This is a genomic window from Actinacidiphila yanglinensis (assembly GCF_900107965.1).
Classification (GTDB): domain Bacteria; phylum Actinomycetota; class Actinomycetes; order Streptomycetales; family Streptomycetaceae; genus Actinacidiphila; species Actinacidiphila yanglinensis.
This window is the reverse complement of the sequence record NZ_FNVU01000002.1, coordinates 682,763-699,908: the sequence shown is the minus strand read 5'-3', so window position 1 is coordinate 699,908 and position 17,146 is coordinate 682,763. Positions and strand designations below refer to the sequence as shown.

Here is a 17,146-nt window from a genome sequence, read left to right as displayed (position 1 = left end):
GGCGCGTCAGGATCCGTCGGCGGAGCCGATGGTGGGCGGCGCGGGTGGCGCACCGGCGACCTTGGTGCCGATGGTGGCCTTCCACAGCTTGGCCCACTCGCCGTCGGCGAAGATCGTCTTGAGCCACGCGTCGACGAACACCTTGGCCGCGGGGTCGTTCTTCGGCAGCCCGATGCCGTACGGCTCCTGGGTGAACGGCTGCCCGACGACTTTGAGTTGGGGGTCGCTGACCACGTCGCCGAGCAGGATGCCCTGGTCCAGGACGTACGCGTCGGCGCGGCCCTGCTTGACCGCGGCCACGCACTCGCCGTCCTCCTGGAACAGCAGTGTCTTGGCCTTCGGGGCGAACTTCTTCAGGTCCAGCGCGGCGGTGGAGTTGCCCTCGGTGGCGACCGTCCTGCCGTCGAGGTCGGCCGGTTCGGTGATGTCCTTGGTGCTCGCCTTGACCAGGATCGCGTCGCCCGACTCGTAGTAGGGGCCGGCGAAGGCCACCTTCTGGGCGCGCTGCGGGGTGATCGTGTAGGTGGCGAAGACGGCGTCGACGGTGCCGTTCTGGATCATCGTCTCGCGGGTGTCCACGGTGACGAGGGACAGCTTGGTCGACGGCTTGCCGATGACGTACTTCGCGAGCATCTGCTCCAGGCCCGCGTCGAAGCCCTCCAACTGGCCGCTGACCGGGTTGCGCTGGGAGAACATCGCGCTGGAGTCGGTGCCGCCGACCAGCAGGGTGCCGCGCTTCCTGACCTTGTCCATCCAGGAGCCGGCGGTGATCGCGGACGCGGGGGCCACCGGGGCCGCCGCGACCACCTGGGCCTGCGTGTACGCCGACGGCTTGCCCGCGCCCGACTTCCCGCCGGGGGTCGGCAGCGCCGAACTCCCGCCCCCGCCGCACGCGGTGAGCACGCCCGCCAGCGCGGTCACCGCGCCCGCCACCGCCCATCGGCGCCTGCGGCGGCGCGTGCCGCGGGCTCCGGTCCCGCCGCCGATCCCGAGGTCCGACCGGCTGCCGTTCTTCAAGGGAATCATGGATCTCCTTCGGTACGGTGGGTGGTCCTGGCGGTGGGGCGCTCCGGCGCCGGCCGTCGCCCGGTCAGTGCCGGGGGTGTCCGGTCAGTGCCGGAGGATCGTGGAGAGGAAGTCGCGGGCCCGCTCGGTGCGCGGCGCGGTGAAGAACGCGTCGGGTTCGCCGGTCTCGACGATCCGGCCGTGGTCCATGAACACCACCCGGTCCGCGGCCCGGCGGGCGAAGCCCATCTCGTGGGTGACGGCGACCATCGTCATGCCGTCGCGGGCGAGGCCGACCATCACGTCCAGCACCTCCCGGATCATCTCCGGGTCGAGCGCCGACGTCGGCTCGTCGAAGAGCATCAGCTTGGGGTGCATGGCCAGCGCCCGGGCGATCGCGACCCGTTGCTGCTGGCCGCCGGACAGCTCCGCGGGGTACCGGGACTCCTTGTCCCGCACGCCCACCCGGTCCAGCAGGGCCCTGGCCTCCTCGACCGCCTCGGCCCTGGGCACCTTGCGCACCCGGGTGGGGCCGAGCACCACGTTCTCCAGCACGGTCTTGTGCGCGAACAGGTTGAACGACTGGAAGACCATCCCGACGTCGGCCCGCAGCGCGGCCAGCGCGGCGCCCTCCTGCGGCAGGTCGCGCCCGTCGAAGACGATCCGGCCGGAGTCGACGGTCTCCAGCCGGTTGACGCAGCGGCACAGCGTCGACTTCCCCGACCCGGAGGCGCCGAGGACGACCACGACCTCGCCCTCATGCACGTCCAGGTCGACCTCGCTCAGGGCGACGAGGTCACCGAACCGCTTGCTCACCGACTCGATGCTCAGCAGCACCCGCCCGGAGGGGACGGTCCCGTTGCCCGCCGTGTCGTCCGCCGTTCGGTCCGCCGTCGTGCCCGCGTCATCGACCATGGCAACGAAGGATAGGCCGCGGCACCGCGGAAGACAGCCCCGCCGGACAAGTCCGCACCGTACTGGTGAGGCGCGTGGGGTGTCAGCGACGTCTCCCGGAGGCACGAAAACGGCGGAGCCGCCGGGCCTCTCGGGCCGGCGGCGCCGCCGTGCGGTACGGGCTGGACCGGCTATCCGACGCCGAGCGCCTTCTCCGGCTCGGGGCGCTGGTCGGCCGCGTTCTCCGGGTGGTGGCAGGCGACCTGGTGCCCGGGGGCCAGCTCCACCAGGGGCGGCTGGTCGGTCCGGCACACCTCGGTCGCCTTCCAGCACCGGGTGTGGAAGCGGCAGCCGGGCGGCGGCGCGATCGGCGACGGCACGTCGCCGGTGAGCAGGATGCGGCCGTTGCTGCTGACCGGGGCGGCCCCGGTCCGGTCCCGCACGTCCTCGCCGGAACCGGCGGCCCCCTCGGCGGCTCCCGTCTCGGCACCGTCGGCGCCCTCGGCAGCCACCGGCTGCGCCGCGGGCCGGTTGCGCCGCTTCGGGTCCGGCACCGGCACCGCCGACAGGAGCGCGGTGGTGTACGGGTGGAAGGGCGTGCTGTACAGCGTCTCGCGGTCGGCCAGCTCGACCACCTTGCCCAGGTACATCACCGCGATCCGGTCCGAGACGTGCCGGATCACCGACAGGTCGTGCGCGATGATCACGTAGGTCAGGCCGAGTTCGGACTGGAGGTCGTCGAGCAGGTTGACCACCTGCGCCTGGATGGAGACGTCCAGCGCGGACACCGGCTCGTCGGCCACCACCAGCTTCGGGCGCAGCGCCAGCGCCCGGGCGATCCCGATCCGCTGCCGCTGCCCGCCGGAGAACTCGTGCGGGTAGCGGTTGTAGTGCTCGGGGTTGAGGCCGACCAGCTCCAGCAGCCCCTGCACCTCCTTCTTCACCCCGCCCTCGGTGGCGACGTTCTGCAGCCGGAACGGCGCCCCCACGATGGTGCCGATGGTGTGCCGCGGGTTCAGCGACGAGTACGGGTCCTGGAAGATCATCTGCACGTCGCGGCGCAGCGGTCGCATCGCCCCGGTGCTCAGGTGGGTGATGTCGCGGCCGTCGAACTCGATCTGCCCGGCGGTCGGTTCCAGCAGCCGGGTGATCAGCCGGCCCATGGTGGACTTGCCGCAGCCGGACTCGCCGACCACGCCCAGCGTCTCGCCGGCGTTGACCTGGAAGTCGATGCCGTCGACCGCCTGGACCGCTCCGACCTGGCGGCGCAGCAGGCCCTTGGTGATCGGGAAGTGCTTGACCAGCCCGGTGACCTTCAGCAGCGGCTCCCCGACCGGCTTGCGGGGCGCGGGGGTACGCGGCTGCGGCTCGGTTCCGGCCGCCGGAGCGTCCTTGTCCAGCGAGAGCTTGTCCGCCACGGTTTCGTCCCGGCCCTTCACGGCTTCCTCGTTCTGGTCCTTCACAGCTTCGGCTCGATCTCTTCGGTCCAGATCCTGGCGCGGTCCTCGTCGGCGAGGTGGCAGGCGGCCAGGTGCCCCTCGGCGACCTCGCGCAGTTCGGGCACGACGGTCTCGGAGGAGCCGCCGGTCAGTTCGGCGTACGGGCAGCGCGGGTGGAAGGCGCAGCCGGTCGGCACGTTGATCAGGCTGGGCGGGGAGCCCTTCACCGGGTTGAGCCGGTCGGTGCGCTCCCGGTCCAGCCGCGGCATCGAGCCCAGCAGGCCCCAGGTGTAGGGGTGCTGGGGCTCGTCGAAGAGCTTCTCCGCGGTGCCGCGCTCGATCACCCGGCCCGCGTACATCACCAGGAGGTCGTCGGCGACCTCGGCGACCACGCCGAGGTCGTGGGTGATCATGATGACCGCCGAGCCGAACTCCTGCTGGAGGTCGCGGATCAGGTCGAGGATCTGGGCCTGCACGGTGACGTCGAGCGCGGTGGTCGGCTCGTCGGCGATGAGCAGTTCGGGGTTGTTCACCAGCGCCATCGCGATCATCGCGCGCTGGCGCATGCCGCCGGAGAACTGGTGCGGGTAGTCCCGGAACCGCTTGCGCGGCTCGGGGATGCCGACCCGGTCCAGCATCTCCATGGCCCGCTCGGCCGCGACCCGCTTGGTCACCGGGTGGTGCACCCGGTACGCCTCCACGATCTGGCTGCCGATCGAGTAGTACGGGTGCATCGCGGACAGCGGGTCCTGGAAGATCATCGCCATCTTGCGCCCGCGCAGCCGCCGTACGGTGTCGGGCGCGGCGCCGATCAGCTCCTCGCCGTCGAGCCACACCTCGCCGGAGATCTTCGCCCGCGCGGTGCGGTGCAGGCCCATGATGCCCAGCGAGGTGACGGACTTGCCCGACCCGGACTCGCCCACGATGCCGAGGGTGCGGCCGCGTTCGAGGTCGAAGCTGAGGCCGTCGACCGACTTCACGATGCCGTCGTCGGTGTCGAAGTGGATGCGCAGGTCGCGTACGGACAGGTACGCGTCCTGGGCGGTGGCCGGTTCGGCGGCGGCTTTCAGCAGCCTGTCGGCGGAGCTCACGAGTACCTCACCCGGGGGTCGAGAACGGCGTAGGCGAGGTCCACCAGCAGGTTGCAGACCACGACGAAGAAGGCGACCACGAGCGTCACGGCCATCACGATGGGCAGGTCGTTGGCGGTCACGCCCTGGATGGCGTAGGCGCCCATGCCCGGCAGCGAGAAGACCTGCTCGGTGATGACCGCGCCGCCCACCAGCAGCCCGAAGTCCATGCCGAAGATGGTCACGATCGGGGTGAGCGTGGAGCGCAGCGCGTGCTTGACCACCACGTCCCGCTCGCGCAGGCCCTTGGCGCGGGCGGTGCGGATGTAGTCCTCGCCCATGGTCTCCAGCATGCCCGCCCGGGTCAGCCGGGCGTAGAGCGCGGAGTACAGGAAGGCCAGGCTGCACCAGGGCACCAGCAGGTTCCACGCCCAGTCGGCCGGGTTGTGGGTGAACGACACGTAGTTCATGCCGTTGCTCCACAGCGGCCACTGCACGGTGAACACGCTCAGCGCGAGGATGCCGGTGAAGAAGATCGGCAGCGACACGCCCATCAGGGCCACGCCCATCGACAGCCGGTCGATGATGCTGCCGCGCCGCAGCGCGGAGACCACGCCGACCGCGACGCCGGTGACCACCCAGATCACCGCGGCCCCGATCGCCAGCGAGAAGGTCACCGGGATACGGGACTTGAGCTGCGGCCACACCTCGACGTGGCTCTTGAACGAGTACCCGAAGCAGGGCGCGTGGCAGTGCACCGGATCGGGCCCGTAGTGGTAGTTGGCACCGGCGACCAGCGCCTTGAGGAAGTGCCAGTACTGCTCGTACAGCGGCAGGTCGAAACCGAGGTTCTTCTTGATCGCTGCGACGGCCGCCGGGTTGGCGTCCTTGCCCACGTACTGCGTGGCGAGCTGGGTGGTGGTCTGGCCGCCGATACGGGGGACCAGGAAGAAGATCGCGAAGGTGATCATGCTGACCACGAGGAGCAGCACGATCGCGGCGAACACGCGTCGAATGAAGTAAGCGATCACGGCCGTTCCGGCTGGCGCCCGCCGGCCCGGGGCTGGAACCCGGGCCGGCGGACGCCGGAGCCTTCACCTGCCTTTCGGTGCGTACGGAGCCTTGCGGCTACTTCGAGGAACCCATCAGCAGGAAGTCGTACATGCCCAGGTACGCCTGGGTGACCGTCACGTTGGTGGCGGAGTCCGGGCGGTAGAGCAGGTTCTTGCGGTAGATCAGCGGCACCACCGAGGCGTTGGCCATCACCATCTTGTCGATGTCACCCCACGCCTTGGTGCGGGCGGCGGCGTCGGTGTTGGAGATCGCCGAGGCCAGCGCCTGGTTGATCTGCGGGTCGTTGAGCTCCATCAGGTTGTTGCCGCCCGACGGCTTGATCGCGGAGCCGTCGACGATCTGGTCCAGGAAGCCGTAGCCGGTCGGCCAGTCGGCGCCCCACGCCATCATCATCATGCCGACGTCGTGCGAGTGCACGTAGTCCGGGACGCCCGCGTAGTTCGAGAAGTACTTGTCGGACGGGAACGTCTTGATGTTGACGGTGATGCCGACCTTCTTCAGCGCCGCCTGGATGGCGGTGGCGCCGTCGACCTCGGGCTGCCGGTCACTGCGCGCGGTCAGCGTGGTGGTGAAGCCGTTGGGCTTGCCGCACGCCGCCAGCGCCGCCTTGGCCTTGGTGACGTCACCGGCGTTGCCCGCGGTCGGGTAGTCGTCGAACTTGGTGTAGCCGTTCACCGACGGCGGCAGCAGCGTGCTGGCGACGTCGCCCTTGACCGCGCCGCCCTCGGCGTCGACCACGGACTTCTTGTCGACCGCGTACTGCACGGCCTTACGGCAGTTGACGTTGTCGAACGGTGCCACGTGCAGGTTGAGCGCCATGTACGAGGTGGCGCCGGCGATGGCGTCGTCGGTGTGGTCCAGCCGGCTCTTGTTGCCGAGGATCTTCGACTGCGTCTCGGCCTCGACCCCGGTGCCCTGCAGGTCGACGGTCAGGTTGTTCGACAGCAGGTCGTTGTCGATGGTGCGCTGATTGATGTTGAACTTCAGCACGTACTTGTCCGGCAGCGCGGTGCGGATCGGGTCGGTGGCCTTGTTCCACTCCGGGTTGCGCACCAGCGTGGCGCCCTTGCCCTCGGAGTACGACGCGAACTTGTACGGGCCGGTCGACTGGATGTGCTGCACGTAGGTGGCGCCGGTGTCCTTGGACTGCTCGACCGGAGCGGTCTGCGAGAACGTCGCCAGGTAGTCGAAGTCCGCGAACGGCTTCGCCAGGTGGAAGACGATGGTCTGCGCGTCGGGCGTCTCTATGGACGCCAGGCCGTTCGCGCTCTTGTCCTTGTACGGGCCCTGGTACTTGGTGTCGTCGGCCAGGTAGGACTTGAAGTACACCGGGCCGTTGGACATCACGTCGGGCGCGAAGTTGCTGCGCTCGATCGCGTACTTGACGTCCTTGGAGGTCACCGGGGTGCCGTCCTGGAACTTCACGCCGGTGCGCAGGTGGTAGGTCCAGGTCTTCGCGTCGGGGCTTGCGGTGCCGAGCCCGGTGGCCAGGTCGGGGACCACGGTCAGGCCCGCCTTGCCGGCGGCCGGCTTGAAGGTCAGCAGCGTACGGGCGTAGAGGCGGGAGAAGTCCTGCACCCAGCCGTAGTAGGTGTTGCCCGGGTCGAGGGAGTCGGGGCCACTGGAGTGGTCCGCCGTGACCGTCCCGCCCTTCTTGGTCGACGCGTTCACGATCGAGGTGAGCGCCTGGTCCTTCTTGCCCGAACTGCTGCTACCGCCCGAGCCGCCGCAGGCGGACACGCCGAGTGCCATCGCCAAGCAGAGCGCGAGAGCGGAGGTCACCTTTCTGGTGTTCATACCGGGTTACGCCCCTCACTTCCTATTGAGTCGCCGGGTCGGCCATGGGTCGCCGCAATGGCACACGAGGTGCCACCCGGGGTCGGTGGGTCATCCCTGCGGGATCACTTGCTGCGCGGGTCCAGGGCGTCCCGCAGCCCGTCGCCGAACAGGTTGAAGGCCAGCACCGTGACGAAGATCGCGAGGCCGGGCACGAACATGTACTGCGGATCGGACTGGTAGACGTCGACCGCGCTGGTCAGCATGCCGCCCCAGGACGCCTGCGGCGGCGCGATGCCGACCCCGAGGAAGCTGAGCGCCGCCTCGAACAGGATGTTGGTGGGGATCAGCAGCGTGGAGTAGACCAGGATCGGTGCCACCAGGTTCGGCAGCAGCTCGCGGAAGAGGATGAACGGCCCCCGTGCGCCCATGCCGCGGGCGGCTTCGACGAACTCGCGTTCCCGCAGGCTGAGCGTCTGGCCGCGGACGATCCGGCCCATGTAGGGCCAGTTGAAGAAGCCGATCACGAAGATCAGCACGCAGATCCGCAGCGGCAGGCCGCTCAGCCCGAACGCGCCGTCCTGCAGCGATGCGGAGATGGAGATCGCGAACAGCAGCAGCGGGAAGGCGAGGAAGACATCCATCAGCCGGCTGATCAGCGCGTCCACCCAGCCGCCGTAGTAGCCGGCGATGATGCCGAGCACGGTGCCGATCACGTTGGACAGCACGGTGGCGCCGGTGGCCACCAGCATCGAGATCCAGGAACCCTCGATGATCCGGGCCAGGATGTCCCGGCCGAACTTCGGGTCGACGCCCAGCGGGTGGGCCCAGCTCATGCCGCCCCACCCGCCCTTGGGCGCCAGCAGTTCGGGGTCCACCAGGTTCTGGTGGAAGGCGTTGGGATCGAGGTTGAAGACCATCTCGATCGGTTTGGCGAGGATCGCGAGCAGCACCAGCAGGATGACCACGACACCGCCGGCCATCGCGACCTTGTCGCGTTTGAGCCGGCTCCAGGCGATCTGTCCCAGCGAGCGGCCCTCGATCATGCTTCGCCCGGCCCCGCTGAGTACGGCCTCCGGATGCGCTTCGGCCTGTCCGGAAGTGGTCTCGATAGGTGCGGTCATGGCGTTGTGCCGACCCCTCTCGCCGGTGGGTAACCGGCGCGCGCCCGCCGCTGTAGCGGCTTCCTCATCAGTTCGTGCTCTTGGTGCAGTTGGTGCGTTTGGTTGCAGATGACACGGAGGTCACCCCATGCGGTCGCCCGACGTGATCATGTGTGCGACGTGCGCTTCCACTACGCGCATTGCGGGTGGGACATGTCAACGTCCAGGTGTCTTGCCGCTGGATTCTTCTTCCCGTCGGTGATCACCCGCCAGACCTGACCGCGAACGGATGCGCAACTGTGATGTGGGTGGTTCTTTCATCGTTACCGATGCGTACGTGGGGGTACGGTCACCTGATGGACGAACGGCTGCGCGCGGTCTGCGACCTGATGATGCCCCAGGCCCGGGAGATGTCCGGCCTGCACGAATACGACGGCCGGGTGCAGGACCTGTCCCCCGCGGGTGTCCGCGCCGGCCTGGCGGCGATGGACCGCGCCCGGGGCGGCGGCGCCCTCGGGGACCCGCACGACGAAGCCCACCTGACGATCTTCGAGCAGTCCCTGCGCGTGCAGTACGGCGAACTCGAACTGCACCGACGCGACCCGTATCCCCACCTGTCCAACCTCGAACTGGCCTGCTACGACCGGGAGTACGCACCGCGTAAGGCGCGCGCCCGGGCCCGCCACGACCACCTCGCGCGGTGGCCGGACGCCGTGGCCGCCGCACTGTCCTCACTCGACCAGGTGAAAGCGCCGGTCGCCGAGGCCCTGCTCGGTTCGGTGATGGGCCTGGCCGCCGACCTCGACCCGGACGCGGGGGAGGTCGAACGCGCGGCCGTACGCGCCCACGAGCGGCTGGTCGCCCACATCCAGGACATCGCCCAGCACGGCGACCCCGACCCGCGGCTCGGCGGCCCGGCACTGGCGGCGCTGATGGGCGCGCAGGAGGGCCTGCGGGTCGACCTCACCGAACTCGCCGGCCAGGCCGACCGGGAGCGCGCCAGGCTCACCGAACTGCTCACCGACTCCTGTCACGCCCTCGACCCGCGCCGCGACGTGGACGCGCTGCTGCCCGAACTCCTCGCCGACCACCCCGCCGCGGACGGGGTCATCCCCGAGGCGGCCCGACTCACCGACGAGGCCATCGAGTTCACCCGCGAGCGGGGACTGGCCCCCTACGTCGACGGCGAGTGCCTGGTCGGCCCGGCCCCGGCCTCCCGGCGCTGGGCGATGGCCATGATGACCTGGTCCGCCCCCGCCGAGCCCGACGCGCCGTCCTGGTACCACGTGACCCCGCCCGACGCGGACTGGCCGGCCGACGAGCGCGAGGAGTGGCTGACCGTCTTCAGCCGCACCAGCCTGCCGTCGATCACCCTGCACGAGGTCGCCCCCGGGCACTTCGCCCACGGCCGCGCGTTGCGCCGCGCGCCCTCCGAGGTCCGCCGGCTCCTGCACAGCCTCTCCTTCACCGAGGGCTGGGCGCACTACGTCGAGGAGGTCTGCCTCGAGGAGGGCTTCCGCGCGCGCGACCCGCGCTTCGCGATCGGGGTCGCACTCGAAGCGCTGGTCAGAGTCACCCGGCTCACCTGCGCGATCGGATTGCACACGGGGGCGTTGTCACTGGACGAGGCGGCGGGGTACTTCGTGCGCGACGCCCACCTGTCGCCTGCGGCCGCCGCCGCGGAGGCGCGGCGCGGCACCTTCGATGCGGCCTATGGTCGGTACACCTGGGGCAAGCTCGAGATCCTCCGCGTGCGGGCCCGCGCCCGGCGTGAATGGGGTGCGAGCTTCTCCCTCCCCCGTTTCCACGGTGCACTTCTCCATTTGGGCAGCCCCCCGCTGGGTCTTCTCGACGGCGCCCTCCGCCAGGCCAGCCCCTTGCCGTAGCCCCCGGACCTCACGGTCCGCCGTGGCCTGTCGCGCAGTTCCCCGCGCCCCTGGGTATCTGCGGCTCCTTCCGCGAAAAGAGGGTCACAACCCCGGAGGGATCTGCGGCTCACTCCGCGAAAAGAAGCCCAGCAACCCTGGTGGATGTGCGGGTCCTTCCGCGAAAAGAGGGCAACAACCCTGGTGGATGTGCGGGTCCTTCACGGAAGAGGGCAACAACCAAGGGGCGCGGGGAACTGCGCGAGCAACCCCCACCGGCAGGTGGTCCCTCAACCGGCGGACAGGGGCACCCTGGAGGGTCAGGGGCACCCCGGCGGGGTCCGGGGCACCCTAGCGATCGAAGAACGGCCGCCCGAACGTCCGCATCCACAGCGCCACCGCATCGTACGGATCGGCCATCGCCACCGTGGAGACGGCCACCCCGTCCGGTACCCCGCCCACCGCCTGCTGCATCATCAACCGCACCGACTCCAGGGCCTGCCCGGCCCCCTCGTAGAGCTCCACCCCGATCGCGAGGTACGGCTCGCCGAGTACCGGCTGCACCCACGCCTGGCGCAGCGCCCGCACCGCGGGGGTACGGTGCGCCGCCTGCGCCAGCAACGCGTAGAACTGCGGCATCTGGAGCGACGGCTCCCCGATCTGGAGTGGCCCGGCGGGCAGCAGGTCGAGACCGATCGCGATCCGGCGCAGGTCCGCCCAGGGGATGCCGACGCCGCCGTCGGCCGCGTGCGGGTTGAGCCACAGCCCGGAGCGGTCCGGGTAGAGGGTCTGCGCGATGTCCTGCCCGGAGACCATCTCGTGCTCGCGGTTCCAGCCGCTGGCGGCCATCTCCCGCGGCGAGGTGAAGCACGGGGCGTAGCCGTACCCGCCGATCTCCATCGTGCCGTACTGCGCGTCGGACGACCCGGAACTGCCGTGCCACAGCAGCATCCACACCTGGCCCTCGGCGAGTGACGCGAGCAGGTTCTCGTATGCGTCGAACCGGCCGGGCGCCACCTGGAGCAGCATCTGCTCCACATGGCCGGCCGGCGCCGCACCGCCTTGCGCGCCCGCGATCACGTGGGACCGCCCCTTTCCCCTCGTTTTGCTGTTCGCACGACATCAAACCAGGTCGAGTGTCCCCAGCGGTATGCCGATCGACTCAAGCCGCACCGGCTATAGGCCCGGTATACGGCCGTTGAACGCCGGCCCGCCGGTCCGTCCGGCTCGGCGGCGCGCGGGCTCAGTCGCGGGCGAAGAACGGCTGCACCGTCTCCAGCATCCAGTCGCTCACCGGGTCCTGGGCGACGTCCAGCAGGATCAGGTGCACCGGCCAGGGCGGCGGGGCCGCGCCCATCGCCCGGCCGAGCGCGCCCATCGCCGCGGCCCGGTCGTCCTCCGTCCAGCGGTCCAGTTCCACGCCGACGAACAGCGCGGGCGGCTCCTCCTCCACCGCGGCCAGCGCGCGGCGGGCGGTGAGCACCACCGGGGTGACCGCGAACTCGCCGGCCGAGGCGGCGAGGAAGTCCACCGGCTCGGTGTCGTGGTCCGGCTCCCACAGCCGCACCCGGGCGCCGGGCGGCGCGTCGCCACCGCGGACGCCGGGGATGCCGGGGATCGCAGCCGCCCGCTCGCCCGGCACCGGGCGGCACAGTTCGGCGACCGCGGCGGGCGGCAGCGGCACGCCCACCGCCCCGCCCGGGTTGACCGCGATCCCGACCAGCGGCGGCAGCCCGCGGGCGAACTCGTGCACCGGGGCGACCGTGCACGGCATGCCGTCGGCCGCCTGCCGGAACTGCTGCTCGGAGCTGAAGACGGGCACGTAGGGCGCGCCGCCCAGCACGACGGTGGGCAGGTCGAGGCCGGCCGCGTCCGGTGCGCCGCCGTTCGGCAGCGGCACCCAGACCTTGGAGCGGCCGAGCACTTCGAGCAGCCTGGGGGTGGCCGAGGGGTTGCCGAGGCTCGCGCCCAGCACCTCTTCCAGCTCGTTGGCCGGCCATATGTACGGTGCCGGATTCTCCATGTCCACCCTTGTCCGCCCATGTACCGCGTCTGTGGCGTCTGTGCCGGGAAAACCCTAGCCGCTGCCGGGGGCCCGGGTCGCGGAGCATGCAATGATGAAGGCCACAACTTGCATACCGGCCGTTCGAGGCCGCGCGGGAGAGTTCCGGACCGGCGCACGCGACCAGCTCGCGGGCGGTGGGACGGGCGCCGAAGGAGCAAGCCCTCCCTTGAATCTCTCAGGCACAGATACCGCGCGGGCGAGGCAGATCTGAAAAGCGGCGGTCCCTCCGTACACCCACGGGTGCACGGGCCCGTCCACCCAAGGTGCAAACCGGGAGCCCGCCCGAGCGGGGTTCACGGTGAACCTCTCAGGTTCCGATGACAGATGGGGAGGCGACCCTTTGTCGTCCCTCCTTCCTCCTGACCGAGACCGAGCCTGGGAGCCTGTCACCGATGAGCGAACCCCGTCGTACCGCGCTCGACGCCCTGCACCGCGCACTCGGCGCGACCATGACCGACTTCGCCGGCTGGGACATGCCGCTGCGCTACGCCAGCGAGCGCGAGGAGCACCTGGCCGTCCGTGAGCGGGCCGGGCTCTTCGACCTGTCGCACATGGGCGAGATCACCGTGACCGGCCCGCAGGCGGGCGAGGCGCTGGACCACGCCCTGGTGGGCCACCTGTCCGCGCTGGCGGTCGGCCGGGCCCGCTACACGATGATCTGCGCGACCGACGGCGGCATCCTCGACGACCTGATCGTCTACCGGCTCGCCGAGCAGGAGTTCATGATCGTCGCCAACGCGTCCAACGCGCAGACCGTGCTGGACGCGGTCGCGCTGCGGGCCGCCGGCTACGACGCGCAGGTCCGCGACGACCGTGCGGCGTACGCGCTGCTGGCGGTCCAGGGCCCGCAGGCCCCGGCGATCATGAAGTCGGTGACCGACGCCGATCTGGACGGGCTGAAGTACTACGCCGGCCTGCCCGGCACCGTCGCCGGGGTGGACGCGCTGATCGCCCGGACCGGCTACACCGGGGAGGACGGCTTCGAGCTGTTCGTCGCGCCCGCCGACGCGGAGCGGCTGTGGCAGGCCCTGACCGACGCCGGCGAGCCCGCCGGCCTGGTGCCGTGCGGGTTGTCCTGCCGCGACACGCTGCGCCTGGAGGCGGGCATGCCGCTGTACGGGCACGAGCTGACCGCGGCCGTCACGCCCTTCGACGCGGGCCTGGGCCGGGTGGTGAAGTTCGATAAGCCGGAGGACTTCGTCGGGCGCGACGCGCTGGGCGCGGCCGCCGAGCGGGCGGCGGACGTGCCGCCGCGCACGCTGGTCGGGCTGGTGGCCCAGGGCCGCCGGGTGCCGCGGGCCGGCTACCCGGTCACGGACGCCTCGGGCGCCGTGATCGGCGAGGTCACCTCGGGCGCCCCGTCGCCCACGCTGGGCAAGCCGATCGCGATGGCCTACGTGGACGCGGCGCACGCCACGCCCGGCACGCCGGGGGTCGCGGTGGACATCCGCGGCTCGAAGGAGCCGTACGAGGTCGTGGCGCTGCCCTTCTACAAGCGCCGGCGCTGAGCCGCCGGGCGCGCCGGCCGCGCCATCCCGGCTCCGCCGGCTCTCCGTCCTGAGCCCTTACCTTTCCGTTTGCCGTGCCGCGCACGCGCGCACCCTGTCGATCCGGGAGAATTTCCGCATGAGCATCAACCCTGAGCAGCTTCGTTACAGCAAGGAGCACGAGTGGCTCTCCGCCCCCGCCGACGGCGTGGCCACGGTGGGCATCACCTCGCACGCGGCCGACGCGCTCGGTGACGTGGTCTTCGTCCAGCTCCCCGAGGTGGGCGCCACGGTGACCGCCGGGGAGACCTGCGGCGAGCTGGAGTCGACCAAGTCGGTCAGCGACCTGTACTCGCCGGTCAGCGGTGAGGTCACCGAGGCCAACCAGGACGTCGCCGACGACCCGTCGCTGGTGAACTCCGCGCCCTTCGAGGGCGGCTGGCTGTTCAAGGTGAAGGTCGCCGAGGAGCCGTCCGACCTGCTGTCCGCCACCGAGTACGACGCCTTCATCGAGAGCTGAGGGACCCGCGATGTCGTTGCTGAACCAGTCCCTGCACGACTTCGACCCGGATGTGGCCGCCGCGGTCGACGCCGAACTGCTGCGCCAGCAGTCCACGCTGGAGATGATCGCGTCCGAGAACTTCGCGCCGGTCGCCGTGCTGGAGGCGCAGGGCTCGGTCCTCACCAACAAGTACGCCGAGGGCTACCCGGGCCGCCGCTACTACGGCGGCTGCGAGCACGTCGACGTGATCGAGCAGCTCGCCATCGACCGGGTCAAGGCGCTGTTCGGCGCGGAGGCGGCCAACGTGCAGCCGCACTCGGGCGCCCAGGCCAACGCCGCCGCGATGTTCGCCCTGATCAAGCCGGGTGACACCATCCTCGGCCTGGACCTGGCGCACGGCGGGCACCTGACCCACGGCATGAAGATCAACTTCTCCGGCAAGCTGTACAAGGTCGCCGCCTACCACGTGGACGCCGAGACCAACCTGGTCGACATGGCCGAGGTGGAGCGGCTGGCCAAGGAGCACCGCCCGCAGCTGATCGTCGCGGGCTGGTCGGCCTACCCGCGGCAGCTGGACTTCGCGGAGTTCCGCCGGATCGCCGACGAGGTCGGCGCCTACCTGATGGTCGACATGGCGCACTTCGCCGGGCTGGTCGCGGCCGGACTGCACCCCTCCCCCGTGCCGTACGCCGACGTGGTCACCACCACGACCCACAAGACGCTCGGCGGCCCGCGCGGCGGGGTGATCCTGGCGAAGGCCGACCTCGCCAAGAAGATCAACTCGGCGGTCTTCCCCGGCCAGCAGGGCGGTCCGCTGGAGCACGTGATCGCCGCGAAGGCGGTCGCGTTCAAGGCCGCGGCGACGGACGAGTTCAAGGACCGCCAGTCCCGTACCCTGGAGGGCGCGAAGATCCTCGCCGACCGGCTGACCCGGCCGGACGTGGCGGAACTCGGCATCTCCGTGCTCTCCGGCGGCACCGATGTCCACTTGGTCCTGGTCGACCTGCGCAACTCCGCGCTCGACGGCCAGCAGGCCGAGGACCGGCTGCACGCGGTCGGCATCACCGTCAACCGCAACGCGGTCCCGAACGACCCCCGGCCCCCGATGGTCACCTCGGGCCTGCGGATCGGCACGCCCGCGCTGGCCACGCGGGGCTTCACCGCCGACGACTTCCGCGAGGTCGCCGACATCATCGCCGCGACGCTGACCGCGACGCCGGCGTTCCCGCCGTCGGAGAGCGGTCCCCTGCGCAAGCGGGTCACGGCACTGGCGGACAAGCACCCGCTGTACCCGGGGCTGTAGCAGGGGTACAGCACGCCCGCCCGGCCCACATCCAGGGGCCGGGTCCGGGCGCCGGGCCCACAAGGCACCCGAGCACCCTTCGCCGGACGACGGCGTCCGCGCACCCCAGGAGCAAAGAACACCGTGGCAATCTCCGTCTTCGACCTGTTCTCCATCGGAATAGGCCCCTCCAGCTCGCACACCGTCGGCCCCATGCGCGCGGCGAACATCTTCGTGCACCGCCTGAAGAACGACGCGCTGCTCACCCACACCGCCGCCGTCCGGGCCGAGCTGTTCGGCTCGCTGGGGGCGACCGGCCACGGCCACGGCACCCCGAAGGCGGTACTGCTCGGCCTGTCCGGCCACTCGCCGCGCAGCGTCGACGTGGAGACGGCCGACGACGAGGTCGCCCGGATCCGCGCCGAGAAGCGGCTGAGCCTGCTGGGTACGCACGACATCGGCTTCGACGCGGACACCGACCTGGTGCTGCACCGGCGCCGCTCGCTGCCCTACCACGCCAACGGCATGACGCTGGCGGCGTACGACGACGCGGGCGAGGTGCTGCTGGCGAAGACGTACTACTCGGTGGGCGGCGGCTTCGTGGTGGACGAGGACGCGGTCGGCGAGGACCGGATCAAGCTGGACGACACGGTGCTGCGGCACCCCTTCCGCACCGGCGACGAGCTGCTGCGGCTGTCCCGGGAGACCGGGCTGTCGATCTCCGCGCTGATGCTGGAGAACGAGAAGGCGTGGCGCAGCGAGGCGGACATCCGGGCCGGCCTGCTGGAGATCTGGCAGGTGATGCGGGCCTGCGTGGAGCGCGGCATGTCCCGGGAGGGCATCCTGCCCGGTGGCCTGAAGGTGCGGCGGCGGGCCGCGCAGTCCGCCCGCCAGTTGCGCGCCGAGGGCGACCCGGCCACCCGCGCCATGGAGTGGATCACCCTCTACGCGATGGCCGTCAACGAGGAGAACGCCGCGGGCGGCCGCGTCGTCACCGCTCCGACCAACGGCGCGGCCGGCATCATCCCCGCGGTGCTGTCCTACTACCTCGACTTCGTCTGCTCCCCCTCGACCTCGGCCGCCGACCGGGACGACGCGGTGGTCCGCTTCCTGCTGGCAGCGGGCGCGATCGGGATGCTCTTCAAGGAGAACGCCTCGATCTCCGGCGCCGAGGTCGGCTGCCAGGGCGAGGTCGGCTCCGCCTGCTCGATGGCCGCCGGCGGCCTCGCCGAGGTGCTCGGCCTCACCCCCGAGCAGGTCGAGAACGCCGCCGAGATCGGCATGGAGCACAACCTCGGCCTCACCTGCGACCCGATCGGCGGCCTGGTCCAGATCCCCTGCATCGAGCGCAACGGCATGGCGGCGGTCAAGGCGGTCACCGCCGCCCGGATGGCCATGCGCGGCGACGGCCGGCACCACGTCTCCCTGGACAAGGTCATCCGCACGATGAAGCAGACCGGCGCGGACATGAAGGTGAAGTACAAGGAGACCGCGCGGGGCGGGCTGGCCGTCAACGTGATCGAGTGCTGACGGTGGAGCCGTCGGTCCCGCCGGCGTGATCCGCCGGGCAGGGCTGCGTACCGC

14 protein-coding genes and 1 riboswitch are annotated in these 17,146 nt (G+C 71.0%); of the genes, 5 read left to right on the top strand and 9 right to left on the bottom strand.

Translation table 11 applies throughout. The features are described 5' to 3' along the window. Positions 1–6 precede the first annotated feature (6 nt). From C4U44_RS06950 to C4U44_RS06915, 7 genes are all read right to left on the bottom strand, one after another. Positions 7–1,026, bottom strand: a complete 1,020-nt coding sequence (locus tag C4U44_RS06950) for a glutamate ABC transporter substrate-binding protein (protein ID WP_103884702.1) — start codon at positions 1,024–1,026, stop codon at positions 7–9. Between the two features lie 84 nt (positions 1,027–1,110). Further along, on the bottom strand, positions 1,111–1,920 hold the full coding sequence (locus C4U44_RS06945) for an amino acid ABC transporter ATP-binding protein (protein WP_103884701.1): 810 nt from the start codon (positions 1,918–1,920) through the stop codon (positions 1,111–1,113). A gap of 170 nt (positions 1,921–2,090) precedes the next feature. Next, positions 2,091–3,362 (bottom strand): ABC transporter ATP-binding protein, encoded by a 1,272-nt coding sequence (locus C4U44_RS06935; RefSeq protein ID WP_407642788.1) that lies wholly within the window; start codon positions 3,360–3,362, stop codon positions 2,091–2,093. Continuing rightward, the gene (locus tag C4U44_RS06930; RefSeq protein WP_103884797.1) at positions 3,359–4,411 is read right to left on the bottom strand and encodes an ABC transporter ATP-binding protein; all 1,053 of its coding nucleotides are present in this window, start codon (positions 4,409–4,411) and stop codon (positions 3,359–3,361) included. The genes C4U44_RS06935 and C4U44_RS06930 overlap by 4 nt, the downstream gene beginning before the upstream one ends. A 14-nt stretch (positions 4,412–4,425) precedes the next feature. Further along, positions 4,426–5,439, bottom strand: a complete 1,014-nt coding sequence (locus tag C4U44_RS06925) for an ABC transporter permease (protein WP_103884700.1) — start codon at positions 5,437–5,439, stop codon at positions 4,426–4,428. A 97-nt stretch (positions 5,440–5,536) separates the two neighbouring features. Beyond that, a complete protein-coding gene (locus C4U44_RS06920) occupies positions 5,537–7,279 on the bottom strand; it encodes an ABC transporter substrate-binding protein (protein WP_103884699.1) in 1,743 nt (580 codons plus the stop codon). 104 nt (positions 7,280–7,383) lie between these two features. Further along, positions 7,384–8,382 (bottom strand): ABC transporter permease, encoded by a 999-nt coding sequence (locus C4U44_RS06915; protein ID WP_103884698.1) that lies wholly within the window; start codon positions 8,380–8,382, stop codon positions 7,384–7,386. 335 nt (positions 8,383–8,717) lie between these two features. Between C4U44_RS06915 and C4U44_RS06910 the strand changes: the two genes are divergently transcribed. Continuing rightward, a complete protein-coding gene (locus tag C4U44_RS06910) occupies positions 8,718–10,247 on the top strand; it encodes a DUF885 family protein (RefSeq protein ID WP_103884697.1) in 1,530 nt (509 codons plus the stop codon). A 330-nt stretch (positions 10,248–10,577) separates the two neighbouring features. On the opposite strand, the gene C4U44_RS06905 is transcribed toward C4U44_RS06910, so the two are convergent. Together C4U44_RS06905 and C4U44_RS06900 are read right to left on the bottom strand one after the other, a co-directional pair. Next, positions 10,578–11,306: an enhanced serine sensitivity protein SseB C-terminal domain-containing protein gene (locus tag C4U44_RS06905; RefSeq protein ID WP_235031848.1), complete on the bottom strand. Its 729-nt coding sequence runs from the start codon at positions 11,304–11,306 to the stop codon at positions 10,578–10,580. A 163-nt stretch (positions 11,307–11,469) separates the two neighbouring features. Continuing rightward, a complete protein-coding gene (locus C4U44_RS06900; protein ID WP_103884696.1) occupies positions 11,470–12,249 on the bottom strand; it encodes an enhanced serine sensitivity protein SseB in 780 nt (259 codons plus the stop codon). A 124-nt stretch (positions 12,250–12,373) separates the two neighbouring features. Beyond that, positions 12,374–12,492, top strand: a riboswitch (glycine riboswitch). A 191-nt stretch (positions 12,493–12,683) separates the two neighbouring features. Between C4U44_RS06900 and gcvT the strand changes: the two genes are divergently transcribed. The 4 genes from gcvT (at position 12,684) to C4U44_RS06880 (ending at position 17,092) form a co-directional block, all read left to right on the top strand. Next, positions 12,684–13,799, top strand: a complete 1,116-nt coding sequence (gene gcvT, locus C4U44_RS06895; protein WP_103884695.1) for a glycine cleavage system aminomethyltransferase GcvT — start codon at positions 12,684–12,686, stop codon at positions 13,797–13,799. A gap of 118 nt (positions 13,800–13,917) precedes the next feature. Continuing rightward, positions 13,918–14,298 (top strand): glycine cleavage system protein GcvH, encoded by a 381-nt coding sequence (gcvH, locus tag C4U44_RS06890; protein WP_103884694.1) that lies wholly within the window; start codon positions 13,918–13,920, stop codon positions 14,296–14,298. A 10-nt stretch (positions 14,299–14,308) separates the two neighbouring features. Further along, the gene (gene glyA / locus C4U44_RS06885; RefSeq protein ID WP_103884693.1) at positions 14,309–15,583 is read left to right on the top strand and encodes a serine hydroxymethyltransferase; all 1,275 of its coding nucleotides are present in this window, start codon (positions 14,309–14,311) and stop codon (positions 15,581–15,583) included. A 123-nt stretch (positions 15,584–15,706) separates the two neighbouring features. Continuing rightward, positions 15,707–17,092 (top strand): L-serine ammonia-lyase, encoded by a 1,386-nt coding sequence (locus tag C4U44_RS06880; protein WP_103884692.1) that lies wholly within the window; start codon positions 15,707–15,709, stop codon positions 17,090–17,092. The last annotated feature ends 54 nt before the right edge of the window (positions 17,093–17,146 follow it).